Genomic DNA, 26,267 nt, shown 5'->3' with positions numbered 1-26,267 from the left:
TCGCCGGACCCACTCACCCACCGCGCGCCCGCCATGCTGAAACTCCTCGGCCGCCTCACCTCCATCAACGTGCGCAAGGTCATGTGGACCGCCGCGCAACTCGGCCTCGACCTGGACCGCGAGGACTGGGGCGCGGGTTTCCGCTCGCCCCGCGAGCCTGAGTACCTCGCGATGAACCCCAACGGCCTGGTGCCCGTCCTCATCGACGGCGACTTCGTGCTGTGGGAGAGCAACGCCATCTGCCGCTACCTGGCCGCCCGGCACGGCGCAACGGCGCTGCTGCCCGCCGAGGCGCAGGCTCGCGCCCGGGTCGAGCAATGGATGGACTGGCAGGCCGGCGAGCTGAACAACGCCTGGCGCACGGCCTTCATGGCCCTGGTGCGCGGCCAGCCCGCCACGCCGGAGGCCATCGCCGCCAGCGTCGACAGCTGGAACCGCCACATGGGCCTGCTGGACCGGCAACTCGCCGGGACGGGTGCCTTCGTCACGGGACCGGACTTCACCCTTGCCGACATCGTGCTTGGCCTGTCCGCCCAGCGCTGGAAGAACGCGCCCATCGCGCGCGTCGAGCTGCCGGCCGTTGAGGCCTGGCTGCAGCGGCTGGGCCGGCGACCGGGGTTCGCGGACTACGTCGGGAACGGGATGCCCTGAGCAGGCGTCAGGGCGGCTTGCCGGCGCGCGCGCGGCCGACGATCTGCTGGCCGGCGACCTGCGCAGCGGATAGCTGCTGCGCCGTGGGTTCGGCTTTGAGCCGGATGGTGCGCTGCGCGATCCACTGCCTGACCAAGGCTTGCCCGCCATTGCCGTCCATTTCACTGAAGGCGACGAGATAGCCGAGCCTCTCTTCGTCGCTCAGACCCCAGGCGGCACCGTCCGTCGATGCGCCGAGCAGGCTCTCCGGTCGACCGGCGTTCGCATCGCGCCGCAGCGCGTCGGCCACTTCCTGGCGAAGAGCCGGCGCGATGTCGCCGGGGCTGACCAACGTCGCAAAGGCGACGGCCGCATGCGGCACTTCGCCCCGGATCGCCCGCAGGGCAAGGTCCGGCAGCATGGCCCGGTGCCGGGCGGTGACGGTCTGGCAGAGGCGCCCTTCGGCGTCGGCCTCAAGCATCAGCTGGGTCAGCATTTCTTGCGGAATGCGTTCGCCGCGCGCGAGTTCGTAGCTTTGGCGCCGCTCCTCGTTCGAGGCGCATTGCCGCAGCCATTGCACGGCCTCCCAGGCTGCGGCCGCGTCACCGTTGGCCTGGGCGCGCTCGATGTGCGGGCCGTAGCCTTCCGAGCCGATGCGGGGCGGCGGGGCCGCCGGCGCGGGCCGGCCTGCGAGCGGGCCGGCCGCGGGCCAGGGCTGGGCGACTGTCCCGGCGGCACTGACCTGCAATGGCGTGGGCAGCGGCAACGCGGCCACGCCGGGCGCCGGGTCCGCGGCCGGTGCGCGCTCGGCGGGCTCGTGCAGCGTGTAGACCACGCCGGCGGTGCCGGCCAGCGCGGCGAGCAGCAGGGTCCAGCGGGGGTGGGTCATCGGGCTCAGTCCGCGAAATTGAATCTCACCACCGCCAGCGCGAACAAATAGCCGTAGGCGAAGCGGTCGATGCGGCCGGCACTCGCGGCCGAACGGCCGATAGTGCCAAGTGTCGAGAGTTGTCGTCCTCGCAACGAGCTCAACCAACCTAGCTGGGGCGTCCTTGCGGGCAGTCCTATCGCCGGCTTCACTCCTGAGGCCGGGCAATGGTCAGTCGGGGGTTCCTTGTCGAGTTGCGGCGAGCATATCGAGCATTCGGCATTGAACATTGGCTGAACATTTGCGTGAACTACTTACAGGTTCTCATGCTGTTTTCCCTTGTGGAAAGTGAATGCCTGCTGCCCAGAATTGCGCCGCTTCATAACTTCATGGTTAGTGGCGGCAGATGTCGTTTCAAGGGGCGAGCCGTCATCTGGCAAGCCGGCCCCGCACGAAGCCATGTCGCCAGCCAGCCGTACGCGCCGAGCAGATGTCCCGTACCCAGCTGATCGACCTCGCCGACAGCGGCGGGCGACCGTCGCGGGCCGTATGCTGGCCTAACGGGAACGGCCCGGCGACAGCGCCGCACCCTGGGCCGGAGGCTGCCCGCGCCTGCTGGCCGAAATACTGATCCGCGGACCGGTGTTGCCGGCCGGCACTGATTCCTCTACTCGACCTACCTGCTTTTCTGACGATGCCGATTTCAATGTGGGTTCCCTGTCTCCTGCCATTGCTGCACCCGGTCCGGGCGGCGGCGCTGTTGATTCCCATGCTGGCCGGCAGTGCCCAGGCGACGGAAGGCCCCTCGGATCTGAGGCCTGACCTGATAGGCCTGCATATGGTCAGCCTGCACTCGCGTTCAGGCTACGAAAACGTCAATCCCGGCCTCTATCTGCACTGGCGCAGTGGCTGGGTGGCGGGGGCGTATCGCAACAGCTACCGCAGTACCAGCGCCTACGGCGGCTGGCTGTGGGAGATCGACGACCGGAAGCGCTTCTCGCTGCTGCTGGGCCTGGTCAACGGCTATGGGCGGCGGGTGCTGAGCGTCGAGGACTCGGCGCCCGTGCCGCTGCCGGATGGCTCGGGCTACCAGTTCGAGCGGACGGTGACCTATTCCAACGACCGCCCCGTGGTGCCGCTCATCGTTCCCAGCGTGCGCTTCAGCCTGGGCGAAACCACCAGCCTGAGGCTGAGCTATTTCCCCGATCCGCGGCGGGGCTCCACGCAAGCCCTGCATCTATCGCTGGACATTCGGCTCTGAGGTGGCGCCCGGCCCACCGGGTGAGGCGGGCGCTACCAGGTGCGGGTCAGGAACCGTGCGTCGACAGGAACTGCGTGTTGCCGCTATGGATGGCCCAGTCCAGGCGGTCCTGCTCGTGGCTCAGCACCAGCGCGGCCGCGACGCCGGACGGGCCGGCGGCCAGGCTGCGGGCCTGCTGTTCCTGCATGGCACGGGCGTCCTGCAGCGCGTTGGCCTGCATCAGCGTCAGCCGGCCATGGCGCAGCTCGGCGTCGATGCGCTGGCCCTGGGCCAGCGAGCGCGCCACGGCGGGCGGGGTGGCCCGGGCATGCGCGGCCACCGTGGCGGCCTGCGCGGAACCGGCCATCGCGGCCAGGGCCAGCAGGAAGGCGGGGGAGAAGCGGTGTGTCGTCATCATGTACTCCTTGGGGAGTGAGTCCCGGCGGCGCGGCCGCCGGGCACAGGGCGGGCCGGCTGCGCCGGCCCGGAAGGTCAGCCGAGGCGCACGGGCACGAAGATCTGCTGCCCGTCGCGCGACACCAGCAGCGCGACCTGCTTGGGGTTGCCCTTCATCGCGGCGCGCACCTGATCGATGTCCTGCACCGGCTTGCCGTTCAGCGCCAGCAGCACGTCGCCCGGCTGCACGCCGGCCAGCTGCGCCGGTCCGGTCACGCGCTCGATCAGCAGGCCATGGTCCAGCCCGGAGCCGCGCAGCTCCTGGCGCTCCAGCGGCCGCAGCGCCAGGCCCAGCGAGCCGCGCTCGGGCGCGGCGCTGGCCTCCTGCTGGTCCTTGTCGGCACGGCCCAGGGCCACGGTCTCGCTGAGGCGGCCCTTGTCGCGCCACAGCTCCAGCTTGAGCTTGTCGCCGGGGCGGGCCAGGCCCACGCGGCTGGACACGTCGCCCGCCACATGCACCGCCTCGCCGTCGACGGCCGTGATGACGTCGCCCGCCTTCAGCCCCGCCTTGGCGGCGGCGCTGTCGGGCGTGACGCTGGACACCAGCGCACCGTCCGGCGAGCCCAGGCCGAATGACGCGGCCAGCGGCGCCGACAGGTCCTGCAGCGTGACGCCCAGCCGGGCATGCTCGACCTTGCCGTGGGTGACGATCTGGTCCTTCACGCGCAGCGCCACGTCCACGGGGATGGCGAAGGCCAGGCCCTGGAAGCCGCCGCTCTGCGAGTAGATCTGCGCATTGACGCCGACGACGCGGCCCGACGCGTCGAACAGCGGGCCGCCGGAGTTGCCGGGGTTCACGGCCGCGTCGGTCTGGATGAAGGGCACGACGCTGTCGCCCGGCAGCGAACGGCTCTTGGCGCTGACGATGCCCTGCGTGGCCGTCTGCTCGAAACCGTAGGGTGCGCCTATGGCCAGCACGTAGTCACCCACCTGCACCTGGCGCGGGTCGCCCAGCTGCACGGCGGGCAGGCCCTTGGCGTCGATGCGCAGTACGGCGATGTCGGTGGCCGGGTCGCTGCCCAGCACCTGGGCCGAGAACTCGCGGCGGTCGCTGAGCTTGACGGTGACCTGCTTGGCGTCGCGCACGACGTGGGCATTGGTCAGCACCAGGCCGTCGCTGCTGATGATGAAGCCCGAGCCCTGGCCGCGGAAGGGCTGGGCGCCGCGCGGCTGCATGCGCAGGCCCGGTACGCCGCGGAAGAAGCGGAAGAAGGGATCGTCCTCCAGGCCCGACGTGTCGGTGCCATCCTCGGCGCTGGCCTTGTGCAGGCCGGCCACGGTGATGCCGACGACGGCCGGCCCCTGGGTCTGCACGATGGCGCGGTAGTTGGGCAGCTGGGCCGGCGGCAGCGCGACGGCGGGCGCGGCCGCGACGGCGGCGGCCGCGGCCAGGGCGGTGGGCGTCGCACTGGCCGGGGCGTCGCTGGAGGCCTTGTCCTTGAGCCAGGCGGGCGCCGTCCAGCCCGAGGCGCCGGTGGTGATCGTCACGCCGGCGGCGAGCAGGGCGGCGGCCGTGGCGGTCAGGGCGGTCTTGGCGGTGCGGGTCATCGTTCACTCCTCATGCGGGCTGCGGTGCAGCCGGTTGCCAGCCACTCTAGAGAGCCAGCATGAGGGGCCGATGAGGCCAAGGTGAGGCGAAGATTAAGGCGCGGGGGCCAGCGGCGTGAACAGCGGGCTGGCCATGCGCACCGGGATCACGTCCAGGCGCACCTTCAGCACCGTGTAGTCGTCGCTGCCCAGCGCGCTGCTGAGCCAGCCGACCATGCCAGGCTCCCTGTAGAGGCGGAACTCGAAGCCCAGCTCGGGCGACAGGTCGCCGGGCCGGGGCCTGACCCGGTAGGCCAGGCCGCGCACCTCGGTCGTGGGGCCCTCCAGCAGCTGCGCCATGGCCGTGACGATGCTGCCGTCGCCGAGGATGTCGAGGAAGTAGTTGTCGAAGTGCCTTGCGGGCTTGTAGTCGCTGGCGGCCGGGTCGATGCGGGGCTCGCGCAGCTTGTGCGCGGCGGGCGTCGTGAGGCTGGTCTTGAGGTCGTGGCGGTCGCCGCGGTCCAGGTAGCTGAGCAGCGCGCCGCGCAGGTTGAAGGCCGGCAGCTTGCCGTCGGTGCTGGCCTCGGACAGATCCACCAGCAGGGCGCCGTGCGCGCCGATGATCTCGATCTCACGGCCCTTGACGACGGCCGCCGTGTTCTCTTCCACGCCCAGGCCCAGCGTGTAGCCGAAGGCGCGCATGGCCGGCAGCATGCGGCCGATGCGGCCGCGCTTGAGGAAATGCTGCTCCACGAACAGCTCGGCCCCCACCAGGCCCAGGCCGCGGTCGTACTCGCGCTTGTCGCGCCACTGGCCCTTGAGGATCTGCATGTTGTCCGGTGCGTCGCGGAACATCATGCGGCTCATGATGGCCGCGCCTGCGCTGGTGCCGGCCACGACGCCGCCGCCGTCGAAGACCTGGCGTATGGCCTTCAGCATGGCCGTGGGCTCGCCGTCCGGCTGAAGCGTGTCGACGATGTACTCCTGGGCGCCGCCGGAGAAGAACACGCCGCGCGACGCGGTGACCTTGGCGATCAGGGCCGGGTCGTTGAGGTTGGCCTGCAGGTCAGCGCCGGCCAGGCGCGGCGCGACCGGGATGGCCTCGGCCTGGGCGCCGTGACGGTTCAGCGCGGCGACGATGAGGCCGGCGCTGCGCTCGGGGTTGGCGGCGGCCGTCGCGAACACGGCGATGCGCGCGCCGGCGCCGCCGGATTCATCGACGATGCGCTGCCAGACGGCGTCGTTGTCGGGCCTCAGCGCGCCGCCGATGACGATGGCCGTGCCGGCATGGGCGGCGCCGACGACGGCGATCAGCGCGAGGGCGGCGAGGCGCCGCAACGAGGTGCTCAGGGATGTCATGCGGGCATCTTGGCAGGAAACAGCACGCAACTTGTCGCCAACTTGGGTGAACGGGCGGGGCCGGCTGCCCGGTGGAGCCTGAAGCATCGCGATACATCCGCCCGCGCCGGGGCGCGGGCTTCGTGCAGACTGACGGGATGACCCTGCAAGTTGACGAGACCTCCCCCACCCTGACCATCGAGCAGACCTTGACCGGCTGGCGCCGCGAGTTCTGCGTCGAGTTGCTTGGCGACGGCCAGGCGCGCATCTTCCTGCGGGCCGTGGAGGCGCCGTCGCTGAAAGCCACGGAGCTGCACCGCGGCGTGCTGTTCCATCGCGTGGCCTCGACCTTCGCCGACCTGAAGGGCTGTGTCGCCGCGGCGCATGAGGGGTTGGAGGCGCTCGCCGGCACGGCCGTGAGGCAGCGACCGACCCAGGACAACCTCTTCGCCCCGGTGACCTACGACCGCGCGGCCTGGGACCGGGTCGTCGACGACGTCGAGTGCTGGCAGCGCCGCGCGTCGCACGCCTTCGCCGGTCGCCTGGCTTCCTAGGCCGGCCAGGCCATCTCGGCGCGCAGCCCGCCCAGCGGCGAGTCCGCCAGCCGCGCCTGCGCGCCCTGCTGCCGCGCGGCAGCACGCACGATGGCCAGACCCAGGCCGCTGCCCTCCACGCCCGCGCCCTCGCCGCGCTGGAAGCGATCAAAGACGCGTTCGCGCGCCTCCAGCGGAATGCCCGGGCCGTCGTCGTCCACGCGCAGTAGCGGTGCGCCGTTGCTGCCGCGCAGTGCACTCACCTGCACCGTGCGCGCGCCGTATTTCAGCGCGTTGTCGATGAGGTTGCGCAGCGCGCCCTGCAGGGCCTGGGGGTCGCCGGTCAGTGGCAGCGCGTCGGGCGCCGTCACGCCAAGGGCGACGCCGGCCCGCTCCGCCAGCGGCTGGGCGTCGGTCACGGCTTGGCGGGCCAGCTCGGCGAGGTCCAGCGGCAGCTCGGCCGCGCTGCTGTCGGGCTCGGCGCGGGCCAGGGCCAGCAACTGCTCGACGAGGCGCACGGCGCGGTCGATGCCGCCGCGCAGCCGCGCGATGGCGGCATCCTGCTGCTCGCCGGGCGCCGAGTCGCGCAGCAGGCCCAGCTGCAGCTTCAGCGCCGTCAGCGGCGAGCGCAGCTCGTGGGCGGCATCCGCGACGAAGCTGCGCTGCGCGTCGAAGGCCGTCGCCAGCCGCGCCAGCAGGCCGTTGAAGGACTCCACCAGCGGCGCGATCTCGCCGGGCAGGCCGGCCGTGGGCAGCGCGTGCAGCGCGTTGGCACCGCCGGCCTGGGCCGCGTGGACGACGCGCGCCAGCGGCGCGAGCGAGATGCCGATCAGCCACCAGACGGCCGCCGCCACCAGTGGCAGGGCCAGGGCCACCGGTGCGATGCTGCGCAGCGCGGCCAGTGCCGCGAGCTTCTGCCGCACGGCCAGCGGCTGGGCTACCTGCACCACGCGCAGCGGCGTGGCGGCGCTGAACACGCGCCAGTCCCGCCCGCCCAGCCGCAGGTTGGAGAAGCCCAGCACGGCGCGCGCCGGCAGCGGCTCGGTCAGGCCCTGCGGGCGGCTGGAATACAGCTCGAGCCCTTGCAGGGACCAGATCTGCACGACGTAGTCGAAGCTCGGGTCTGCCAGCGCGGCGGCCTCGTCGCCGGCGATACGGCCCTGGTCGCGCAGCGACAGCGCCGTCTGGCGCAGCTGGTAGTCGAACAGCTCGTCGGCCTCGGCGCGCACGCTGAAATAGGTGGCGCCGCCCACGGCCAGCGCCGTCACGGCGCCGAGCACGGCGAGCAGCGCGAACAGGCGCCCGCGCAGGGTGCCGAGCAGCTTCATGCCGCACCGCCCTTCTCGGGACCGGCGTAGTAGCCCAGGCCGCGCACCGTGTGCAGCAGATCGGCGCCGAGCTTCTTGCGCAGCTGGTGCATGTAGACGCTGATGGCGTTGCTCTCCAGCTCTTCGCCCCAGCCGTAGAGGCGGTCCTCCAGCTGGGCGCGCGACACGATGGCGCCGGGCCGCTCCAGCAGCGCCTGCAGCAGCGCGAACTCGCGCGCCGACAGCAGGATGGGGCGCCCCGCGCGGCTGACCTCCCGGGTGGCCGGGTCCAGCCGCAGGTCGGCCACGGCCAGGGCGGTGTCGGTGCGGCCGCCGTGGCGGCGCGTGACGGCGCGCAGCCGGGCAAGCAGCTCGTCCAGCTCGAAGGGCTTGACGAGGTAGTCGTCCGCGCCGGCGTCCAGGCCGGCGACCTTGTCGGTCAGTGCGTCGCGCGCCGTCATCACGAGCACGGGCGTCGCGTCGCCGCGGGCGCGCAGGCTCCTCAGCACGTCCAGCCCGCCGCGCTTGGGCAGGCCCAGGTCCAGCAGCACGGCGTCGAAGCGCTCGCCGCTGGCCAGCACCGCGTCGGCGGCCTGGCCGTCGCGCACCCAGTCGGCCGCGAAGCCCTGGCGGCGCAGGGCCTCGCGCAGGCTTTCGCCGATCATGGGGTCGTCTTCAACGAGGAGCAGGCGCATGCGGGCGGGGTGGGCGGTGATGCCCCGGATTCTGACGGCTCGGCCCGAGGCCCGCGGGTTTCGCCGCGGGCGTCAGGACTTGCCACAGGCCCCCTCGCTTGGGGGCGGGTGTATTGATCGGCGCGGTCAATAGATTTGACAATTACGTCAGAAATTACCGATTGACCGTCATGCCCATCGTCCGCCGAGAACGCCCCAGCACCCGTCTTCACCCCATGCGGGCCGTCGCATGCCGCTGAAGGAGGGGGGCATGACGACGCGCCAGGTCTTGTATGTGGAGGACGACCCGGTCAATGCGATGCTGATGCAGGGCATCCTCGAGCTGCGGCCCGGCTGCAGCCTGCAGGTGGCGCGCAGCGGCGCGGAGGCGCGGCGCCTGGCCATGCAGGGCCGCATTGACCTGCTGCTGTGCGACCTGCACCTGCCCGACGTGGGCGGCGAGGAGCTGCTGGCCCAGTTGCGCGCCGACGGCCTGCCCGGCAGCGTGCCGGCCCTGCTGGTGACTGCCGAGTCCGAGTCCGTGGCTGACCAGCTGGCGCGCAGCCATGGCTACGACGGCTACTGGACCAAGCCGCTGGACGTGGCCGCCACGCTGCGCAGCCTGGAACGCTGGATCGGCTAGCGCCAGTCCAAGGGGTCGATACAAATCTTTGCGCATCGGCCACAAGGCCTTGCGCGAGCCGGGCGATTCTTCGGTGCAAGACACCGGAGACCGCTCATGATGAACCGTCGCTTCTTGCTCGGCAGCGGCGCCGCGCTCGCCGGGGCCATGATGCTGGCCCGGCGCGCGCCGGCAGCGGCGCTGGCGCCGCTGAGCGCGGACGAGCGCGCCCTGCATGCGTTGAACCGCCTGGGCTACGGCCCGCGCCCCGGTGACGCGGCGGCCATTGCCGCGCAGGGTGCCGGCCCCTGGCTGGAGCGCTTCCTGAGCGAGCAGCTGGACCCGCGCCGCCTGCCGCAGCCGGACGGCCTGAGCAGTACGCTGGCCGGCCTCGATGTGCTGCAACTCGGCCAGGCCGAGTTGCTGGGCCGCTACCGCGAGGCCGTCAGGGCGGCGCGCGAGGCCCGCCGCGAGCAGGCCCGGGGCATGACGCCCGACGCCGACGCGCTGAACGCCGTGCGCGACAAGGTGCGCCCCCTCGTCGTCCAGGCCGCGACGGCCCGCCTGTCGCGAGCGCTTCAGAGCCCCGCCCAGCTGGAGGAGGTGCTGGCCGAGTTCTGGTTCAACCATTTCAACGTCTTTGCCGGCAAGAACGCGGTCGGCGTGCTGGTGGCCGACTACGAGCAGCGGGCCATCCGGCCGCATGTGCTGGGGCGCTTCCGCGACATGCTGGGCGCGACCGCCAAGCATCCGGCGATGCTGATCTACCTCGACAACGCCCAGAGCGTCGTCGCCGGCTACGAGCCACCGCAGCGCGCGCGCCGGCTGCTCGAGGCCAACCCCGAGCTCAAGGCCGGCGTGCCCCACGGGCTGAACGAGAACTACGCCCGCGAGCTGATGGAGCTGCACACGCTGGGTGTGGACGGCGGCTACACCCAGCGCGACGTGACCGAGCTGGCGCGCATGCTGACCGGCTGGGGCCTGGATTCGCGCAAGGTCCTGGCCGGTGGCTCCGGCGACCTCTTTGCCTTCGATGCGCGCAAGCATGACGCCGGCGTCAAGACCTGGCTGGGCCAGACGGTCAGGGGCGCCGGCCAGGCCGAGGGCGAGCGCGCGCTGGACGTGCTGGCCGCCCACCCGGCCACGGCCCGCCACCTGGCCTTCAAGTTCGCCCAGGCCTTCGTCGCGGACGAACCGCCGCCGGCCCTCGTCGCCCGGCTGGCCGACAACTTCAGGGCCAGCGGCGGCGACCTGCGCGAGTTCACGCGCACGCTGCTGCGCGCCGACGAGTTCTGGAGCCGCGAGGCCTACCAGGCCAAGTTCAAGACGCCCTATCAGTACCTGCTGTCCAGCCTGCGCGCGCTGGACCTGCCGCTGGCCAACCCGCAGAGCCTGCTGGCGGCGCTGAGCCAGGCCGGCCAGCCGCTGTATGGCGCGGCCACGCCCGACGGCTACAAGAACACGGCCGCCGCCTGGCGCAACCCCGAGGCGCTGACGCAGCGCGTGCAGCTCGCGACGACGCTGGGCCAGCGCAGCGGCGTCAGCCCGGAGCGGCTGGGCGCCACGCTGGGCGCCTCGCTCAGCGAGCCCACGCGCCGCACGCTGGCCGCCGAGCCGCCGGCGCAGCAGGTCGCGCTGCTGCTGGCCAGCCCCGACTTCATGAGAAGGTGACCCGACATGCTGCGCCGCCAACTCCTGCACTTCGGTGCCTTCACGCTCGCCGGCCTGCCGCCGGCCCTGCTGCATGCGCAGGGCGAGATCACCCAGCGCAAGCTCATCGTCGTCATGCTGCGCGGCGCGGTCGACGGCCTCTCGGTCGTCGCGCCCTATGGCGAGCGCGAGTACGCCGCCAACCGCCCGCAGATCGCCATCGCGCCGCCCGGCGCCGAGGACGGCCTGCTCAAGCTTGACTCGCTGTTCGGCCTGCACCCGGCGCTGGCCCCTCTGAAGCGCCGATGGGACGGCGGCCAGCTCGCCTTCGTGCACGCCAGCGGCTCGCCCGACCCGACGCGATCCCACTTCGACGCGCAGGACTATTTCGAATCCGGCACGCCGGGCCGCAAGTCCACGCCCGACGGCTGGATGAACCGGCTGCTGACCGCGCTGCCCGGCGAGCCCACGCCCACGCGGGCCATCAGCATGGGGCAGACGCCGCCGCGCATCTTCGCCGGCCCGGCCAGCGTCGCCAGCCTGGGCCTGGGGCCCGGCGCGATGCAGCGCCGCGCCATCGACAACCCGCAGATGCAGGCCAGCCTGGCACGGCTCTACGCCGGCGACGCGCCGCTCAGCGGCACGCTGCGCGAGACCACGGAGGGCCGTGGCGAGATGGCGCGCAGCATGGCGGCGGCCGAGCCGCGTGCCATGGACCCCAGCGCCGACGCCGGTGCGCCGTCCGCGCGCAGCTTCGCGGCCGATGCGCGCCGCCTGGGCCAGCTGATCCGCAACGACCCCCACACCCAGCTCGCCTTCACGGCCGTGGGCGGCTGGGACACCCATGTCAACCAGGGCGCCGCCCGCGGCCAGCTGGCCAACCGCCTGGCCAGTCTGGGCGAGGGCCTGGATGCGCTGGGCCAGGGCCTGGGCGATGCGCTGCAGGACACCGTCATCGTCGTCGCCAGCGAGTTCGGCCGCACGCTGCGCCAGAACGGCAACGGCGGCACCGACCATGGCCGCGGCAACGTCATCTGGCTGCTGGGCGGTCCGGTGGCCGGCGGCCAGGTGCTGGGCGAATGGCCGGGCCTGGATGCCGGCGCGCTGGCCGACGGCCGCGACCTGGCCGTGCGGACGGACTTCCGCCAGGTGCTGGCGCCGCTGCTGCAGCGGCACCTGGGCCTGTCTGAGACCGCGCTGGCCGCAGTGTTTCCACAAGGCCCGCAAAGTTGGCGCTATGCGGACAAGCTGCTGCGCACCTGAAGGCGCGCGGCACTGTTCGGACGGATGGAGAACGAGATGATGATCAGAACCACGTTCCCCTTGTTCGGTGCTTGCCTGTCGATGGCCGTGCTGGCCTATTGCTTCCTGGTCGCGGTGGGCTGACCGGTTAGGGCTTGTGCGCGCCGCGGCGGCCCGCCGCGGCCGCCACTCGGACTGTCCGCGCGCTGTCCGCGGACAGTGGTTTCGCTTCTAAGTCGTTGATTCTTCTAGGTGGTGGCGCTGGCATACGGCTTGCAAGAAGCCGGGCATGAAAACTGGCTTTCGCGACACCTCCGAGCAGGACCGCACGCTCGCTCCCAAGTCCCGGCGCTGGCCGCTGCTGCTGGCCGGCGGCGCGGCCATCGTTGCCGCCGGCCTGCTGCTCGGCGGGGGGCGCCTGCGCCAGGCACTGTCCGCAGAATCGGCCGTCAGCGCCGGCCGGCTGTCGCTGGCCACCGTCGACGTCGCGCCGCTGACGCGCGACGTCGCCGGCGAGGGCCGCGTCGTCGCCGCGCAGAGTCCCACGCTCTATGCCCAGGGCGCCGGCACCGTGACGCTCGTCGTGCAGGCCGGCGACCCCGTCAAGCGCGACCAGGTGCTGGCCCGCGTCGACTCGCCCGAGCTGACCAATCGCCTGGCCCAGGAGCGCAGCCATGTCGACGCGCTGAAGGCCGACCTGGCCCGCGCCGAGGTCGAGGCCCGCCAGCAGACCGCCGCGCTGCAGAGCGCCTACGAGAACGCCCGCATCGACCAGCAGACCGCCGCCAACGACCTGACCCGCCAGACCCAGGCCTTCGAGGCCGGCGCGACGGCGCGCATGCAGGTCGAGCGCGCCCAGGACGCGCTGGCCAAGGCCAAGCTGGCGCTGGATCAGGCCCGCGACCTGCGCGGCCTCAAGACCGACAGCCTCAAGCTCGACGTGCAGGCAAAGCAGAGCGCGCTGGCGCGCCAGCAGCTGCTGGTGGCCGACCTGGAGCGCCAGGTGGCCGAGCTTCAGGTGCGCTCGCCGGTGGACGGCCAGGTGGGCCAGCTCTTCATCGCCGACCGCACCAACGTCGCCCGCGACGCCAAGCTGCTGTCGGTCATCGACCTGTCGGCGCTGGAGGTGCAGATGCAGGTGGCGGAGAGCTTCGCCCGCGAGCTGCAACCCGGCATGCCCGGCGAGATCAGCGGCAACGGCCAGCGCTGGGCCGGCCAGGTCAGCTCGGTGTCGCCGGAGGTCGTCAACGGCGAGGTCAGCGCGCGGCTGCGATTTGACGGCAGGCAGCCCGAGCAGCTGCGCCAGAACCAGCGCCTGTCGGTGCGCGTGCTGCTGGACCGCCGCGACAAGGTGCTGGGCGTGGCCAACGGCAGCTTCGTCGACGAAGGCGGCGGCAGCCAGGCCTACGTGGTGCGCAACGGCGTGGCGGAGAAGGTCGCCGTCAAGCTGGGCGCGCGCTCTCTGGAACGGGTGGAGGTGGTCTCGGGCCTGGTCGCAGGCGACCGGGTCGTCATCTCCGGGTCGGACAACTTCAAGGGCGCGGAGCGCGTCCTGATCGCGGATTAAGCAAGGGAAACACGATGCTCCAGATGGAAAAACTGCAGAAGGTCTACCGCACAGAGATGGTCGAGACCTACGCGCTGCGTGACTTCAACCTGACCGTCAACGAGGGCGAGTTCGTCGCCGTGACCGGCCCGTCCGGCTCCGGCAAGACGACCTTCCTGACCATCGCGGGCCTGCTGGAGGCCTTCAGCGCGGGCAGCTACCGGCTCGACGGCATCGACGTCAGCCGCATGGGCGACGCCGAGCGCTCGCGCATCCGCAACCAGAAGATCGGCTTCATCTTCCAGGCCTTCAACCTGATCCCCGACCTCAACGTGCTGGACAACATCGAGGTGCCGCTGCGCTACCGCGGTTTCGGTGGCGCCGAGCGCAAGAAGCGCGCTGCCGACGCGCTGGCCCGCGTGGGTCTGTCAGCGCGCGGCCGCCATTACCCCAACGAGCTCTCGGGCGGTCAGCAGCAGCGCGTGGCCATCGCCCGGGCCCTTGCCGGCGAGCCGCGCCTGCTGCTGGCCGACGAGCCCACCGGCAACCTCGACAGCGCGATGGCGCGCAGCGTCATGGAGCTGCTGGAGGAGCTGCACCGCGACGGCGCCACCATCGTCATGGTCACGCACGACCCGCAGCTGGCCGCGCGCGCGCAGCGCAACGTCCATGTCATCGACGGCCAGGTCGTCGACCTGACGGCGGAGCTCAACACGGCCCTGGCCGCCTGAGATTCATGCGCGTTTCGATCCTTTTCCTCGCGCTGCTGGCCGCCACCGCGGCCCGCGCCGATGACTTGCTGCAGGTCTGGGCCCAGGCCCGCGCGGCCGACCCGCTGCTGCGCCAGGCGGCGGCCTACAACGGTGCGCAGGAGGCCGCCAGCCGCGGCGTCCGCGCGGCCCTGCTGCCGCAATGGAGCCTGCAGAGCAGCGAGCAGCGCGAGAACAGTGGCGGCCGTTCACGCACGACGACGAGCAGCCTCAGCCAGACGCTGGTCGACCTTGCCGCGCTGCGCGAATGGGATGCCAGCCGCAGCCAGGCCTCGGCCCAGTCTGCCCGGCTGTCGGCCGCCGAGCAGGCGGCGCGCGCCCGCGTCGCCGAGGCCTATTTCGGGCTGCTGTCGGCCGAGGCCCAGCTGGCCACGGCGCGTGCCAACGAGGAGGCCTTCGACCGCCAGGTCGGCGAGGCCGACGCGCGCTTCAAGGCCGGGCTGTCCGCCCAGGTCGAGGTCGACCAGTCGCGCGCCTACCGCGAGCTGGCGCGCGGCAGCACGCTTGGCGCCGAGCTCACCCTGGCCGACGCCCGCGAAGCGCTGGCCCAGCTGACCGGCGCCGCGCCCGCGGCGCTGCAGCCGCTGCGCCGCGGGCTCGATGCGCAGACCCTGCCCGACGACGCCGAGGCCTGGGCCCGGCGCGCGCTGCAGGCCAACCCCGAGCTGCAGGCGCTGCAGCTGGACTTGCAGGCCAGCGGGCAGCGCCTCGACGCCGCGCGCGCCGGCCATCTGCCGACGCTGAGCCTGGGCGTGGACACGACGCAGCGCCGCGGCGACGGCGTGGCCGCGCAGGATGCCGGTCGAACGCCGACCGTGATCGGGCTGCGCCTGACCGTGCCGCTGTTCGCCGGCGGCGCGGTCGCCGCCGCGGCCGACCGCGCCGGCTTCCAGCGCGATGCCGCGCGCGAGCAGCTCGAGGCCGGCCGCCGCGCCGTGCTGCGCGAGGTGCACACCCGGCACCTGGCCGTCGGCCAGGGCGCGATCCAGCTGCGCTCCACGCAGCTTGCCGTCGAGGCCGCCGAGCGCGCGCTGGAGGCCACGCGCACCGGCCTGACGCTGGGCACGCGCAGCACCACCGACCTGCTGCTGGCCATCCAGACCCTGGCCGGCTCGCAGAACGCCCAGACCCAGGCCCGCCACCGCCATGTGCTGGCCCTGTTGTCCCTGCACCAGGCCGCCGGCTCGCTCGGCGACGCCGAGCTCGCCACCGTCAACGCCCTCCTGGAGACCCGCTGATGTTCCTCCACTACCTCGAACTCGCCTGGCGCAACACGCTGGCCGCCAAGGGCCTGTCCGCGCTGATGGTGCTGGCCCTGGCCCTGGGCATCGGCGCCTGCATGACGACGCTGACCGTGTACCACGTGCTGTCCGGCGACCCGATCCCGCACAAGAGCACGCGGCTGTTCAACGTGCAGCTCGATGCCGGCGACATGATCGGCTGGAAGGCCGGCGAGGAGCCCAACTTCGACCTGGCCCGCTTCGACGCGACGGCGCTGCTGCGCGACCGCAAGGCGCTGCGCCAGGCCATGTCCAGCGGCTTCAACACGGCCGTGTCGCTGCCCGATGCGCAGATCAAGCCCATCTTCTCCAGCGTGCGCTATACCTCGGCCGACTTCTTCGCGATGTTCGACGCGCCCTGGTCGCATGGCGGCCCGTGGACGGCCGCGGACGACGAGGGCGAGGCGCGTGTCGCCGTCATCTCGGCGGCGCTGAACGACAAGTTGTTCGGCGGCGCCAACAGCGTGGGACGCGAGGTCATCGTGCGCGGCCAGCCGCTGCGCGTCGTCGGCGTGCTCAAGCCCTGGAAGGTGCAGCCCCACTTCTGGGACCTGACGCTGGGCAGCTACACCGAGACCGAGGACTTCTACCTGCCGTTCTCGACCGCGATGGCCATCAAGATGGGCCATTGGGGCAACATCAACTGCTGGGGCCGCGGCGCCAACGGCGGCACCTCGCTGGACCTGAACGCGAGCTGCTCGTGGATCCAGTACTGGGTCGAGTTCGCCAAGCCCGAGGACGCTGCCGCCTACCGCGACTACCTCGTCGCCTACTCCGAGGCCCAGCGCAAGGCCGGCCGCTTCGAGCGCCCGACCAATGTGCGCCTGCGCAACGTGATGGACTGGCTGGGTGCGCAGAAGGTGCTGCCCGCCGACGTGCGCCTGCAGACCTGGCTGGCCTTCGGCTTCCTGGCCGTCTGCGTCGTCAACATGGTGGGCCTGCTGCTGGCCAAGACGCTGCGCCGCAGCGGCGAGATCGGCGTGCGCCGCGCCCTGGGCGCGACGCGAGGCGACATCTTCAAGCAGTTCGTCGTCGAGGCCGGCCTGCTGGGCATGGCCGGTGCGCTCCTGGGCCTGCTGTTCGCCCAGGGCGGGCTGTGGCTGGTGCGCCAGAGCCCCAACGAATACGCCCGCCTGGCCGAGCTGGACGCCGGCATGCTGGCCCTGACTTTGGCCCTGTCCCTGCTGGCCAGCCTGCTTGCGGGCCTGTTGCCGGCCTGGCGTGCGGCCCTCGTCACCCCCGCGGTCCAACTGAAGGTGCAGTGATGACTACGATCCCCATGCCCGCCCCGATCTCCGCCCCCCGGCCGGCCGCGCGGCCGCTGGCCGACCTGATGCCCATCCTGTCGACGCTGCGTCGCCACAAGATCGCGGCCGGCCTCATCGTGCTGGAGGTGGCGCTCTCCTGCGCCATCGTCACCAATGCGCTGCACCTGATCCAGACCCGCGTCCAGGCGCTGAACACCGACAGCGGCCTGGTGGAGTCCGAGCTCGCCGTGCTGAACCTGCGTGCCAGCAAGCCACAGCCGCCCGAGCGCACCGCGGGCATCGTGGCCGAGGATCTGGCGCGGGTGCGCGCGCTGCCCGGCGTCAAGTCCGCCACGGTCGTCAACCAGATCGTCTATGGCAACAACAGCAACAACAGCGGCGTCTCGCTGGAACCGGACAACAAGGGCATCCGAGTCGTCGCGGCGCAGTACGCGGCCGACGAGCAGATGCTGCCGACCTTTGGCCTGAAGCTGCTGGAGGGCCGCAATTTCACGGCCGACGAGATCCTGGACAACTTCCAGGCCTTCAGCGTCGCCGAGCCCAAGATCGGCCAGATCATCATCAACAGGGTGATGGCGGACAAACTCTTCCCCGGCCGCTCGGCGGTGGGCAAGACCATCTATATCTTCGGCAGCTCGCCGTCGACCGTCGTCGGCGTCGTCGACACGCTGACGCACACCCAGTTGCACCGCGCCCGCGGCGGCGACGGCGGCGGCGGCGCGATGATCCTGCCGCTGCGCGGTGGCGGCGCCTACGTCATCCGCACCGAGCCGGGCCGGCTGGATGCGCTGATCAAGGCCGCGACGACCGTGCTGGAGGATGGCGGCCGTGGCCGCGTCGTGACGCAGGGCCAGCCGCTGGCCAGCATGCGCGCCAGCTTCTACGCCCAGGACCGTGCGATGGCATGGCTGATGGGCGGCGTCTGCGTGGCGCTGCTGCTCGTCACGGCCATGGGCATCGTGGGCCTGGCCAGCTTCTGGGTGCAGCAGCGCACACGCATGATCGGCACGCGCCGCGCGCTGGGCGCCACCGAGGGCCAGATCCTGCGCTACTTCCAGCTCGAGAACCTGTTGCTGACGACGACCGGCATCGTCATCGGCCTGGGTGGCGCCTGGGGCCTGAGCCAGTTGCTGATGCAGAGCTACGAGCTGCCGCGCCTGCCCTGGATCTACTTGCCCGCCGGCGCGCTGGCGCTGTGGATCCTGGGCCAGCTGGCCGTCTGGGTGCCGGCCCGCCGGGCTGCGCGTTTGTCCGCAGTGGCGGCGCTCCGGGCCTGAGCCATAGTCCGAGCGCGCGGCGCCGCCGTGCGGCAAGGAGAGGTTATGAACAGGCTCCTCAAGTGGCTGGGCATCGCCGTCGGGTTGCTGCTGATCGCCGCCGCCGCCCTGGCTGCCATAGGCTGGCTGCAGGCCGAGCGCAAGATGGCTCGCCGCGTCGATGTCAGCATCGCGCCCCTGGCCCTGCCCACGGACGTGGCCGCCATCGAGCGCGGCCGCTACCTCTTCAACTCGCGCGGCTGCGCGGACTGCCATGGCGCCGAGGGCGCCGGGCGCAAGGCCATCGACAGCGGCGGCATGCTGGTCGTCACGCCCCACATCAGCGCCGGGCCCGGCTCGGCGACGGCGGCCTACCGCGTCGAGGACTGGGTGCGCGCCATCCGCCACGGCCTCAGTACCGAAGGCCGGCCGCTGCTGGTCATGCCCAGCGAGGACTACAACCGCTTCACCGACGCCGACCTCGGCGCGCTGATCGCCTACGTGAAGCAGATGCCCGCGGTCAGCGGCGAGACGACGCTCATCCGGCTGCCGCCGCCGGTGCGCGTGCTCTACGGCCTTGGCCTGATCCAGGATGCAGCCGCCAAGATCGACCACGGCCTGCCGCCGCCCGCGCCGGTGCCTGAGGGGCCGACGGCGGTGCATGGGCGCTACGTCGCGCAGATGTGCGTGGGCTGTCATGGCCAGGGCTTTGGCGGCGGCAAGATCCCCGGCGGCCCGCCGGACTGGCCGGCCGCCGCCAACCTGACGCCCGGCAGCGGCAGTGCGATGGCGCGCTATCCCAGCGCCGATGCCTTCATCGCGATGATCAAGAGCGGCAAGCGCCCGGACGGCGGCGCCATCGCCGTCATGCCCTTTGCGTCGCTGTCGCAGATGAACGACGTCGATCTGCGCGGCCTGCACGCCTTCCTGCTGACGCTGCCGGCCCGGGACTTCGGCAGCCGCTGACGCGTCGGCCGTCCGCGCCGGCGTTGGCGTTGGCGAGCCGTTCCGGCAGGCTCACGGCATGCGCCGGTAGGGCAGGGGGCCGCCGGGGCCGACCCGTACCAGGGCCAGGGCCTGCTGGACGTCCGGCAGTCCGCGCGCCCGGACCTCCAGCGCCACCGCCTGCGCCGCGCCATCGACGCAGCCTTCCAGGTAGACGATGCGACCCTGCACGGTGAACCACAGGCTGCTGGGGTGCAGGGCCGGCGTGTCCCGCAGCGCCTCGCGCAGCGTGGCGGCGATCGCGGCGTCGAACCGGTAGGCGTTGGGTTCGCTGCACCGGCCGGCGAGCCAGCAGGTGGTGCCGCGCTCGGCGCGGTGGTGGGCCTGCACGCGCGCCTCGGCGGCCGTGATCCGCGGGCCGCGCGGCTCCGGGCAGTCGGCGATGTCGGCCGACACCGCCTCGAAGGGATCGTCGAAGCGGTTCAGCAGCCGCTCGTCGTCGGCAGCACCGGCCAGCAGCAGCGCGGCGAGCAGTGCCTTCACGGGCAGGCCGTGCGCTGCATGGGGAAGTCGATGCCGCGCTCCTGGCCGTTGCTCCGGCCCTCGATGCGGGCCACCAGCCGGTCGGCCGCCTCGCGGCGGTACAGCACGCGCTGCGGGAAGTCGTGCGCCGGATTCTCGAACACGGCCTCGGCCTCGGCCTGGCGCAACAGCGGGAACGCCGTCGGCGGCCGGCCCTGCGGCTGGGCGACGAAGCTGAGCCGGCCATCGGCATCGGCGCGGATCTGCATGAACTCGAACTCGACGACGCGCCCGTTCTTCAGCATGCGCGCCATGCCCAGCATGACGCCGCCGGCCGGCGCCATCCAGTGCTCGACCGAGCCGGCCTCGCGCCCCTGCTGGCTCCAGCAGCCGGCCAGCCAGGCAACGGGGGCGAAGGGGTCGGCCTGGGCCGCGGCGCAGGCCGCCGACAGCAGAACGGCGATGAGGGGCTTCATGCCGGCGATTCTGGGCTGCCGCAGGGGCCCGCGCAAACCGGCGCCGGCCGGCTTGTGGCATCGTCGCACCGTGGCGCAACAAGACCTCTCCCACAGCTTCAAGCTGCTCACGATCTGGCTGCTCGTGTTCCTCGTGCTGTTCCTGGGCTTCAAGGCCTGGGAGCGCGAGCGCGAGGCCAGCCGCTTCAGGCTGGCCGGCACGGCCATCGTGCTGACGCGCGCGGACGACGGCCATTTCCACTGGCCCGGCCGCGTGGGCGACATCGAAGTGGACTTCCTCGTCGACACCGGCGCCACGTCGACGGCCCTGCCGCAGCGCCTGGCCGAGCGCGCCGGCCTCAAGCCGCTGGGCGCGGTGCGCACGCAGACGGCCGGCGGCACCGCCCGTGGCTTCGTCGCGCGGGCCGACATCGCGCTGGACGGCGGCGTGCGCGCCGACAAGCTGCCTGTGACCGTGCTGCCCGACCTCGAGGCGCCACTGCTGGGCATGGACGTGCTGGGCCGGCTGCATTTCTCCCAGAAACCCGGCGAACTCCGCATCGAGCCCAAAGAATGATCCGACCCCTGCTGCTTTCTCTTGCGCTGCTGGCCGGCGGCGCCCACGCGGCCTGCCCGCCGGTGCCGACCCTGCCCGACGCCGGGCAGGCGGCGGCCTGGGCCACCGGCGCGCCCGACCGCGGCCTGCTGTGGCGCATCAGCCGCGGCGGCCACAGCAGCTATCTGTTCGGCAGCCTGCATGTCGGCAAGGCCGACTGGGCCTACCCCGGCCCGGCGCTGCGTGCCGCCTGGGCGGCGACCGAGGTGCTGGCCGTCGAGCTGGACCCCGCCGACGTCGGTGCCGCGCTGGCCACCCGGCCTCAGGACGAGGCACCGGCGCCGGCCCAGGCCCGCCAGATCGAGGCCCAGGCCCGCGCCGCCTGCCTGCCGCCGGGGGCCCTGAGCGCGCTGCCGGTGATGCTGCAGCTCGCCACGCTGACGCTGCTGGAGGCGCGCCGCGACGGCTTCGACCCCGGCTTCGGCCAGGAGCAGATGCTGCTGGCCTGGGCGCGGCGCGAGGGGCGGCCGGTGCAGTCGCTGGAGAGCGTGGAGGAGCAGCTGGATGCGCTGGCGCCGGAGGCGGCCGAGCTGCCGGCCGTCGTCGACGGCACGCTGCGCCAGCTGCGTGGCGGCCAGGTGCGGGCGCCGCTGCGCAAGCTCGCCACGGCCTGGTCGCGCGGCGACCTGAAGACGCTGGCGGACTACCCGCGCTGGTGCGCCTGCGCGGACACCGCCGCCGAGCGTGCCTGGCTCAAGCGCGTCAACGACGACCGCAACGTGCTGCTGGCCGCCCGCATCACCGCGCTGCACGGTGCCGGCCAGCGCCTGCTGGTGGCCGTCGGCGCGCTGCACATGAGCGGGCCGCAGGCCTTGCCCCGGCTGCTGGCGGCCGAGGGCTTCGACGTCGAAGCCCTGTGGCCCAGCAAGTAGGATGGCCCATCACAGGAGACACACCATGACCGACAACAGCTTCACCAAGTTCGTGCCCGGTTTCGAGTTCCTGCAGAGCCTGGTCAAGAACGCCGGCTCGGCGCTGCCGGGCATAGGCCAGTGGGTGGCGCCCACGATCAACCCCGAGGAGCTGGCCAAGCGCATCGAGGAGCTGCGCACCGTGCAGTTCTGGCTGGAGCAGAACGCCCGCATGCTGGGCGCCACCATCCAGGCGCTGGAGGTGCAGCGCATGACGCTGTCCACGCTGAAGTCCATGAACGTGCCGCTGGCCGACCTGCGCGACAGCCTCAAGCTGCCCGTCGACGCGCCGGCCTGGCCCGGCGTCCCGTCCGAGGTCGCGGCCGCCGCGGCGCCCGTGGCCAAGGCGGCCGTGAAGACGGCGGCCAAGACCCCCGCCAAGGCCGTCAAGAGCGTGGCCGCCAAGGCGGCGCCGGTCGGCGTCGTGGACCCGACGCAGTGGTGGACTGCGCTGAGCCAGCAGTTCACGCAGCTCGCCACCACGGCGATGAAGGACACCGCCACCGACGCGGCCAAGAACCTCGCCGGCACGCTGGTCAAGCAGAGCTTCGACGCCGCCAGCGACACGCTCAAGCGCGCGGCCACCATGCCCGGTGCGGTGGTGGGCAGCGTCGCCAAGGGCTTGTCGGCCGGCGTCGCGCCCAAGCCCGCGGCGCGCAAGCCGGCGTCCAAGGCAGTCGCCGCCAAGCGCGGCAAGGCCTGACGCCGCCGTCAGCGGCTCGCGCCCGGCCCCTGGCAGGCGGTGCGGGCCGCTAAAGTCCGGGCCGTCATGATTGCTGAATCCGTCGCCGCCGACCCCGCCGCGCAAGCCCGGCTGGTGCAGGCCCTCGAGCCGCTGCTGCCGCCGCACGCGCTGCTGTGGACCACCGAGAGCACCACGCCCTACGAGTGCGACGGGCTCACCGCCTACCGCCAGCGGCCGCTGGCCGTGGCCCTGCCCGAGACCGAGGCCCAGGTGGCCGCCGTGCTGAAGGCCTGCCACGCGCTGGCCGTGCCGGTCGTTGCGCGCGGCGCGGGCACGGGCCTGTCGGGAGGCGCGATGCCGCATGCGGCCGGCCTCACGCTGGCGCTGGGCAAGTTCAACCAGATCCTGCAGATCGACCCGCTGGCCCGCACGGCACGCGTGCAGTGCGGCGTGCGCAACCTCGCGATCAGCGAGGCGGCTGCCGCCCATGGCCTGTACTACGCGCCCGACCCCAGCAGCCAGATCGCCTGCACCATAGGCGGCAACATCGCCGAGAACAGCGGCGGCGTGCACTGCCTGAAGTACGGGCTGACGCTGCACAACGTGCTGCGCGTGCGCGGCTTCACGGTGGAGGGCGAGGCCATCGAGTTCGGCAGCGAGGCGCTGGATGCGGCGGGCCTGGATCTGCTGGCGCTGGTGGTGGGTAGCGAGGGCATGCTGGCCGTCGTCACCGAGGTCACCGTGAAGCTGGTGCCCAAGCCCATGCTGGCGCGCTGCATCATGGCCAGCTTCGACGACGTGCGCAAGGCCGGCGACGCGGTCGCGGCCATCATCGCGGCGGGCATCATCCCGGCCGGCCTGGAGATGATGGACAAGCCGATGACGGCGGCGGTGGAGGACTTCGTGCACGCCGGCTACGACCTCGACGCCGAGGCCATCCTGCTGTGCGAGAGCGATGGCACGCCGGAGGAGGTGGCCGAGGAGGTCGCCAAGATGGAGGCGGTGCTGCAGGCCAGCGGCGCGACGCGCTGCCAGGTCAGCGCCGATGAGGCGCAGCGGCTGCGCTTCTGGAGCGGCCGCAAGAACGCCTTCCCGGCGTCCGGGCGCATCAGCCCCGACTACATGTGCATGGACTCCACCATCCCGCGCAAGCACCTGGCCACCATCCTGCTGGACATCCAGCAGATGGAGAAGAAGTACGGCCTGCGCTGCGCCAACGTCTTCCATGCCGGCGACGGCAACCTGCATCCGCTGATCCTGTTCGACGCCAACGATCCCGACCAGCTGCAGCGCTGCGAGCAGTTCGGCGCCGAGATCCTGGAGCGCAGCGTCGCCCTGGGCGGCACGGTGACGGGCGAGCATGGCGTGGGCGTCGAGAAGCTCAACTCGATGTGCGTGCAGTTCAGCGCCGCGGAGCGCGAGCAGATGCTGGCGCTGAAGAGCGCCTTCGACCCGGCCGGCACGCTGAACCCCGGCAAGCAGATCCCGACGCTGAGCCGCTGCGCCGAGTACGGCCGCATGCATGTCAGGCGCGGCCTGCTGGCCTTTCCCGAGCTGGAGCGGTTTTGAATTTCGACGATCTGCAGGCACGCCTGCAAGAAGCAGGGAAGGCCGGCACGCCGCTGCGCGTCACGGGCCACGGCAGCAAGGACTTCTACGGCGAGGCGCCGCGGGGCGAGGTGCTGTCGACGCTGGCGCTGAACGGCATCACGGCCTACGAGCCCAGCGAGCTCTTCATCAGCGTGCTGGCCGGCACGCCGTTGGCCGACGTGGAGGCGCGGCTGGCGCAACAGCGCCAGCGCTTCGCCTTCGAGCCGCCGCGCTTTGCGGGAGGTCCGGGCGGCAGCGGTACCGTGGGCGGCATGGTGGCGGCCGGCCTGTCCGGCCCCAGCCGCGCGGCGCTGGGCTCGGTGCGTGACCACCTGCTGGGGGCCGTCCTCATCAACGGCCGCGGCGAGCTGCTGAACTTCGGTGGCACGGTGATGAAGAACGTCGCCGGCTTCGACGTCAGCCGCGCGCTGGCCGGCTCGATGGGCCAGCTGGGCCTGATTGCCGAAGTCACGCTGAAGGTGTTGCCGCTGCCGGCGGCCGGGGCGACGTTGCGCTTCGACCTGGCCCAGTCCGCGGCGCTGCAGGCCTTGAACGCCTGGGGCGGCCAGCCCCTGCCCATCGAGGCCAGTGCCTGGTGGGACGGTGCCCTGGTGCTGCGCCTCGCGGGTGCGCAGGCGGCCGTCGAGGCGGCGACCGCCAGGCTGGGCGGCGACCTCATCCCGGCCGAGCTGGCCGAGCCCTTCTGGACCGGCCTGCGCGACCAGTCCGACGAGTTCTTCGTCGGCGCCGAACGTGCCGTGGCTGGCGGCGCCCGGCTGTGGCGGCTGAGCCTGCCCAGCACGGCGCCCGAGCTGAAGCTGCACGGCGAGCAGCTGATCGAATGGGGTGGCGCGCAGCGCTGGGTCGTCACGCCGCTGGAGCCCGCTGCGGTGCGCGAGGCCGCGGCCGGCGCGGGCGGGCATGCGACGCTGTTCCGCGCGCTGGACAAGGGCTGCGGCGCCTTTGCGCCGCTTTCTGCGCCGCTGGCGGCCATCCACAAGCGCCTGAAGGCGTCCTTCGACCCGCATGGCGTCTTCAACCCCGGCCGCCTCTACCCCCACCTCTGAATGCAGACGACGCTTGCCCCCGAATTCGCCGGCACCCGCGAGGGCGCCGAGGCCGAGGCCATCCTGCGGCGCTGCGTGCACTGCGGCTTCTGCACGGCCACCTGCCCGACCTACCAGCTGCTCGGCGACGAGCTGGATGGCCCGCGCGGCCGCATCTACCTGATCAAGCAGGTCATGGAGGGCGCCACGCCCACGCGCGAGACGCAGCTGCACCTGGACCGCTGCCTGACCTGCCGCAACTGCGAGACGACCTGCCCCTCGGGCGTCGAGTACGGCCGCCTCGTGGACATCGGCCGGCGCGTCGTCGACGCCAAGGTGGCGCGCCCGGGCGGCGAGAAGCGCGTGCGCTGGCTGCTGAAGGAGGGGCTGACCTCGCCCCTCTTCAAGCCGGCGATGAAGCTGGGCCAGGTCTTGCGGCCGCTGGTGCCCGACTCGTTGAAGGACAAGGTGCCGGCCAAGCCGCCCGTGACGGCGCACGACTGGCCCACGCGCCAGCTCAACCGCAAGGTGGCGCTGCTGCTGGGCTGCGTGCAGCCGGCCATGGCGCCCAACATCAACAGCGCGACAGCCCGGGTGCTGGACGCGGCCGGCATCCAGACCGTGGTGGCCGACGGCGCCGGCTGCTGCGGCGCGATCCGCGAGCACCTGGGCGACCACGAGGCCGCGCTGGACGACATGCGCCGCAACATCGACGCCTGGTGGCCGCTGGTGTCGGGCCGCGGCGAGCGCGTGGAGGCGCTGGTGATGAACGCGTCGGGCTGCGGCGTCACGGTCAAGGACTATGCCCATGCCCTGGCCCACGATCCCGCCTATGCCGACAAGGCCCGTCGCATCAGCGAGCTGACCAGGGACCTGAGCGAGCTGCTGCCCGAGCTGGTGCCGCAGCTCAAGGCCAGGCTCAAGGCCAGGCCGGGCCCGCTGGCCTATCACCCGCCCTGCACGCTGCAGCATGGCCAGCAGCTCAAGGGCGGCGTCGAGACCGCGCTGCGCGAGCTGGGGCTGCAGATTGCCTGCGCGCCGACCGACAGCCACCTGTGCTGCGGCTCGGCCGGCACCTACTCGGTGCTGCAGCCCGAGCTGTCCAAGCAGCTGCGTGACCGCAAGCTCGCCGCACTGGCGCCGCTGCAGGCCGCGCAGATCGTGTCGGCCAACATCGGCTGCATCCAGCACCTGCAGAGCGGCACCACCCAGCCCGTGCGGCATTGGGTGGAGGTGCTGGACGATGCGCTGCGCGGGGTCGGCACGGCGGCCTGAACGGGCGGCCGGGGC

General features: G+C 72.4%; 26 protein-coding genes. 18 read left to right on the top strand and 8 right to left on the bottom strand.

Annotated features, from left to right (window positions below):
• Positions 1 to 33: 33 nt before the first annotated feature.
• Positions 34 to 651 (top strand): glutathione S-transferase family protein, encoded by a 618-nt coding sequence (locus JOY88_RS13285; RefSeq protein ID WP_293503106.1) that lies wholly within the window; start codon positions 34 to 36, stop codon positions 649 to 651.
• Positions 652 to 658: 7 nt separating this feature from the next.
• Here JOY88_RS13285 and JOY88_RS13280 read toward each other — a convergent pair whose 3' ends face one another.
• Positions 659 to 1,519 carry a hypothetical protein gene (locus tag JOY88_RS13280; protein WP_293503105.1) on the bottom strand — a complete coding sequence of 287 codons (861 nt, stop codon included), beginning with the start codon at positions 1,517 to 1,519 and terminating at the stop codon, positions 659 to 661.
• A gap of 685 nt (positions 1,520 to 2,204) precedes the next feature.
• Here JOY88_RS13280 and JOY88_RS13275 point away from each other — a divergent pair.
• On the top strand, positions 2,205 to 2,759 hold the full coding sequence (locus JOY88_RS13275) for a hypothetical protein (RefSeq protein WP_293503104.1): 555 nt from the start codon (positions 2,205 to 2,207) through the stop codon (positions 2,757 to 2,759).
• Between the two features lie 46 nt (positions 2,760 to 2,805).
• Here the strand turns inward: JOY88_RS13275 and JOY88_RS13270 are convergent, their stop codons facing one another.
• From JOY88_RS13270 to JOY88_RS13260, 3 genes are all read right to left on the bottom strand, one after another.
• Positions 2,806 to 3,153 (bottom strand): hypothetical protein, encoded by a 348-nt coding sequence (locus tag JOY88_RS13270; RefSeq protein WP_293503103.1) that lies wholly within the window; start codon positions 3,151 to 3,153, stop codon positions 2,806 to 2,808.
• Between the two features lie 77 nt (positions 3,154 to 3,230).
• Complete coding sequence (locus JOY88_RS13265; RefSeq protein WP_293503102.1) at positions 3,231 to 4,742, bottom strand: Do family serine endopeptidase; 1,512 nt, start codon at positions 4,740 to 4,742, stop codon at positions 3,231 to 3,233.
• A 93-nt stretch (positions 4,743 to 4,835) separates the two neighbouring features.
• The gene (locus JOY88_RS13260) at positions 4,836 to 6,080 is read right to left on the bottom strand and encodes a cyanophycinase (RefSeq protein WP_293503101.1); all 1,245 of its coding nucleotides are present in this window, start codon (positions 6,078 to 6,080) and stop codon (positions 4,836 to 4,838) included.
• A 137-nt stretch (positions 6,081 to 6,217) separates the two neighbouring features.
• Between JOY88_RS13260 and JOY88_RS13255 the strand changes: the two genes are divergently transcribed.
• Positions 6,218 to 6,613 carry a hypothetical protein gene (locus tag JOY88_RS13255; protein ID WP_293503100.1) on the top strand — a complete coding sequence of 132 codons (396 nt, stop codon included), beginning with the start codon at positions 6,218 to 6,220 and terminating at the stop codon, positions 6,611 to 6,613.
• Here JOY88_RS13255 and JOY88_RS13250 read toward each other — a convergent pair.
• Positions 6,610 to 7,920 carry an ATP-binding protein gene (locus tag JOY88_RS13250; protein WP_293503099.1) on the bottom strand — a complete coding sequence of 437 codons (1,311 nt, stop codon included), beginning with the start codon at positions 7,918 to 7,920 and terminating at the stop codon, positions 6,610 to 6,612. The genes JOY88_RS13255 and JOY88_RS13250 overlap by 4 nt on opposite strands.
• Positions 7,917 to 8,594 (bottom strand): response regulator, encoded by a 678-nt coding sequence (locus tag JOY88_RS13245; RefSeq protein ID WP_293503098.1) that lies wholly within the window; start codon positions 8,592 to 8,594, stop codon positions 7,917 to 7,919. The genes JOY88_RS13250 and JOY88_RS13245 overlap by 4 nt, the downstream gene beginning before the upstream one ends.
• Before the next feature lie 250 nt (positions 8,595 to 8,844).
• Between JOY88_RS13245 and JOY88_RS13240 the strand changes: the two genes are divergently transcribed.
• The 9 genes from JOY88_RS13240 to JOY88_RS13200 all read left to right on the top strand — a co-directional run bounded on the left by JOY88_RS13240 (position 8,845) and on the right by JOY88_RS13200 (position 19,173).
• Positions 8,845 to 9,216, top strand: a complete 372-nt coding sequence (locus JOY88_RS13240) for a response regulator (RefSeq protein ID WP_293503097.1) — start codon at positions 8,845 to 8,847, stop codon at positions 9,214 to 9,216.
• 96 nt (positions 9,217 to 9,312) lie between these two features.
• Complete coding sequence (locus JOY88_RS13235; RefSeq protein WP_293503096.1) at positions 9,313 to 10,866, top strand: DUF1800 domain-containing protein; 1,554 nt, start codon at positions 9,313 to 9,315, stop codon at positions 10,864 to 10,866.
• A 6-nt stretch (positions 10,867 to 10,872) separates the two neighbouring features.
• The gene (locus JOY88_RS13230; protein ID WP_293503095.1) at positions 10,873 to 12,108 is read left to right on the top strand and encodes a DUF1501 domain-containing protein; all 1,236 of its coding nucleotides are present in this window, start codon (positions 10,873 to 10,875) and stop codon (positions 12,106 to 12,108) included.
• A gap of 268 nt (positions 12,109 to 12,376) precedes the next feature.
• Entirely contained in the window at positions 12,377 to 13,654 is a 1,278-nt protein-coding gene (locus JOY88_RS13225) for an efflux RND transporter periplasmic adaptor subunit (protein WP_293503094.1), read from the top strand.
• A gap of 14 nt (positions 13,655 to 13,668) precedes the next feature.
• Positions 13,669 to 14,364, top strand: coding sequence for an ABC transporter ATP-binding protein (locus JOY88_RS13220; RefSeq protein WP_293503093.1), 696 nt, complete (start codon positions 13,669 to 13,671; stop codon positions 14,362 to 14,364).
• Positions 14,365 to 14,369: 5 nt separating this feature from the next.
• Positions 14,370 to 15,641: a TolC family outer membrane protein gene (locus tag JOY88_RS13215; RefSeq protein ID WP_293503092.1), complete on the top strand. Its 1,272-nt coding sequence runs from the start codon at positions 14,370 to 14,372 to the stop codon at positions 15,639 to 15,641.
• Positions 15,641 to 16,948 carry an ABC transporter permease gene (locus JOY88_RS13210; RefSeq protein ID WP_293503091.1) on the top strand — a complete coding sequence of 436 codons (1,308 nt, stop codon included), beginning with the start codon at positions 15,641 to 15,643 and terminating at the stop codon, positions 16,946 to 16,948. The genes JOY88_RS13215 and JOY88_RS13210 overlap by 1 nt, the downstream gene beginning before the upstream one ends.
• Entirely contained in the window at positions 16,948 to 18,228 is a 1,281-nt protein-coding gene (locus tag JOY88_RS13205; protein ID WP_293503090.1) for an ABC transporter permease, read from the top strand. Before JOY88_RS13210 ends, JOY88_RS13205 begins: the two co-directional genes overlap by 1 nt.
• Before the next feature lie 45 nt (positions 18,229 to 18,273).
• Positions 18,274 to 19,173, top strand: coding sequence for a c-type cytochrome (locus tag JOY88_RS13200; protein ID WP_293503089.1), 900 nt, complete (start codon positions 18,274 to 18,276; stop codon positions 19,171 to 19,173).
• 51 nt (positions 19,174 to 19,224) lie between these two features.
• Here JOY88_RS13200 and JOY88_RS13195 read toward each other — a convergent pair whose 3' ends face one another.
• On the bottom strand, positions 19,225 to 19,695 hold the full coding sequence (locus JOY88_RS13195; RefSeq protein WP_293503088.1) for a BON domain-containing protein: 471 nt from the start codon (positions 19,693 to 19,695) through the stop codon (positions 19,225 to 19,227).
• Entirely contained in the window at positions 19,692 to 20,150 is a 459-nt protein-coding gene (locus tag JOY88_RS13190) for a DUF6265 family protein (RefSeq protein ID WP_293503087.1), read from the bottom strand. Before JOY88_RS13190 ends, JOY88_RS13195 begins: the two co-directional genes overlap by 4 nt.
• A 70-nt stretch (positions 20,151 to 20,220) precedes the next feature.
• Between JOY88_RS13190 and JOY88_RS13185 the strand changes: the two genes are divergently transcribed.
• The 6 genes from JOY88_RS13185 to glcF all read left to right on the top strand — a co-directional run bounded on the left by JOY88_RS13185 (position 20,221) and on the right by glcF (position 26,252).
• Positions 20,221 to 20,706, top strand: a complete 486-nt coding sequence (locus JOY88_RS13185; RefSeq protein WP_293503086.1) for a retropepsin-like aspartic protease family protein — start codon at positions 20,221 to 20,223, stop codon at positions 20,704 to 20,706.
• On the top strand, positions 20,703 to 21,617 hold the full coding sequence (locus JOY88_RS13180) for a TraB/GumN family protein (protein WP_293503085.1): 915 nt from the start codon (positions 20,703 to 20,705) through the stop codon (positions 21,615 to 21,617). Before JOY88_RS13185 ends, JOY88_RS13180 begins: the two co-directional genes overlap by 4 nt.
• 25 nt (positions 21,618 to 21,642) lie before the next feature.
• Positions 21,643 to 22,359 (top strand): PhaM family polyhydroxyalkanoate granule multifunctional regulatory protein, encoded by a 717-nt coding sequence (locus tag JOY88_RS13175; RefSeq protein WP_293503084.1) that lies wholly within the window; start codon positions 21,643 to 21,645, stop codon positions 22,357 to 22,359.
• 66 nt (positions 22,360 to 22,425) lie between these two features.
• The gene (locus JOY88_RS13170) at positions 22,426 to 23,910 is read left to right on the top strand and encodes an FAD-linked oxidase C-terminal domain-containing protein (protein WP_293503083.1); all 1,485 of its coding nucleotides are present in this window, start codon (positions 22,426 to 22,428) and stop codon (positions 23,908 to 23,910) included.
• Positions 23,907 to 24,998, top strand: coding sequence for a glycolate oxidase subunit GlcE (gene glcE / locus JOY88_RS13165; protein ID WP_293503082.1), 1,092 nt, complete (start codon positions 23,907 to 23,909; stop codon positions 24,996 to 24,998). Before JOY88_RS13170 ends, glcE begins: the two co-directional genes overlap by 4 nt.
• Positions 24,999 to 26,252, top strand: a complete 1,254-nt coding sequence (gene glcF, locus JOY88_RS13160) for a glycolate oxidase subunit GlcF (RefSeq protein ID WP_293503081.1) — start codon at positions 24,999 to 25,001, stop codon at positions 26,250 to 26,252.
• Positions 26,253 to 26,267: the final 15 nt, after the last annotated feature.

Origin of the sequence: Roseateles sp., assembly GCF_019237615.1 — a bacterium.
Classification (GTDB): Bacteria; Pseudomonadota; Gammaproteobacteria; order Burkholderiales; family Burkholderiaceae_C; genus Pelomonas.
Note: the sequence above shows the minus strand (reverse complement) of the source record. Positions and strands in the feature narration are given on the sequence as shown.

Coding starts and splice junctions, on each gene's coding strand:
- JOY88_RS13200 (WP_293503089.1), top strand. CDS start 18,274: ATGAACAGGCTCCTCAAGTGGCTGGGCATCGCCGTCGGGTTGCTGCTG.
- JOY88_RS13255 (WP_293503100.1), top strand. CDS start 6,218: ATGACCCTGCAAGTTGACGAGACCTCCCCCACCCTGACCATCGAGCAG.
- JOY88_RS13260 (WP_293503101.1), bottom strand. CDS start 6,080: ATGACATCCCTGAGCACCTCGTTGCGGCGCCTCGCCGCCCTCGCGCTG.
- JOY88_RS13230 (WP_293503095.1), top strand. CDS start 10,873: ATGCTGCGCCGCCAACTCCTGCACTTCGGTGCCTTCACGCTCGCCGGC.
- JOY88_RS13215 (WP_293503092.1), top strand. CDS start 14,370: ATGCGCGTTTCGATCCTTTTCCTCGCGCTGCTGGCCGCCACCGCGGCC.
- JOY88_RS13175 (WP_293503084.1), top strand. CDS start 21,643: ATGACCGACAACAGCTTCACCAAGTTCGTGCCCGGTTTCGAGTTCCTG.
- JOY88_RS13205 (WP_293503090.1), top strand. CDS start 16,948: ATGACTACGATCCCCATGCCCGCCCCGATCTCCGCCCCCCGGCCGGCC.
- JOY88_RS13275 (WP_293503104.1), top strand. CDS start 2,205: ATGTGGGTTCCCTGTCTCCTGCCATTGCTGCACCCGGTCCGGGCGGCG.
- JOY88_RS13190 (WP_293503087.1), bottom strand. CDS start 20,150: ATGAAGCCCCTCATCGCCGTTCTGCTGTCGGCGGCCTGCGCCGCGGCC.
- JOY88_RS13265 (WP_293503102.1), bottom strand. CDS start 4,742: ATGACCCGCACCGCCAAGACCGCCCTGACCGCCACGGCCGCCGCCCTG.
- glcF (WP_293503081.1), top strand. CDS start 24,999: ATGCAGACGACGCTTGCCCCCGAATTCGCCGGCACCCGCGAGGGCGCC.
- JOY88_RS13285 (WP_293503106.1), top strand. CDS start 34: ATGCTGAAACTCCTCGGCCGCCTCACCTCCATCAACGTGCGCAAGGTC.
- JOY88_RS13250 (WP_293503099.1), bottom strand. CDS start 7,920: ATGAAGCTGCTCGGCACCCTGCGCGGGCGCCTGTTCGCGCTGCTCGCC.
- JOY88_RS13270 (WP_293503103.1), bottom strand. CDS start 3,153: ATGACGACACACCGCTTCTCCCCCGCCTTCCTGCTGGCCCTGGCCGCG.
- JOY88_RS13210 (WP_293503091.1), top strand. CDS start 15,641: ATGTTCCTCCACTACCTCGAACTCGCCTGGCGCAACACGCTGGCCGCC.
- JOY88_RS13280 (WP_293503105.1), bottom strand. CDS start 1,519: ATGACCCACCCCCGCTGGACCCTGCTGCTCGCCGCGCTGGCCGGCACC.
- JOY88_RS13225 (WP_293503094.1), top strand. CDS start 12,377: ATGAAAACTGGCTTTCGCGACACCTCCGAGCAGGACCGCACGCTCGCT.
- JOY88_RS13180 (WP_293503085.1), top strand. CDS start 20,703: ATGATCCGACCCCTGCTGCTTTCTCTTGCGCTGCTGGCCGGCGGCGCC.
- JOY88_RS13245 (WP_293503098.1), bottom strand. CDS start 8,594: ATGCGCCTGCTCCTCGTTGAAGACGACCCCATGATCGGCGAAAGCCTG.
- JOY88_RS13170 (WP_293503083.1), top strand. CDS start 22,426: ATGATTGCTGAATCCGTCGCCGCCGACCCCGCCGCGCAAGCCCGGCTG.
- JOY88_RS13235 (WP_293503096.1), top strand. CDS start 9,313: ATGATGAACCGTCGCTTCTTGCTCGGCAGCGGCGCCGCGCTCGCCGGG.
- JOY88_RS13220 (WP_293503093.1), top strand. CDS start 13,669: ATGCTCCAGATGGAAAAACTGCAGAAGGTCTACCGCACAGAGATGGTC.
- JOY88_RS13240 (WP_293503097.1), top strand. CDS start 8,845: ATGACGACGCGCCAGGTCTTGTATGTGGAGGACGACCCGGTCAATGCG.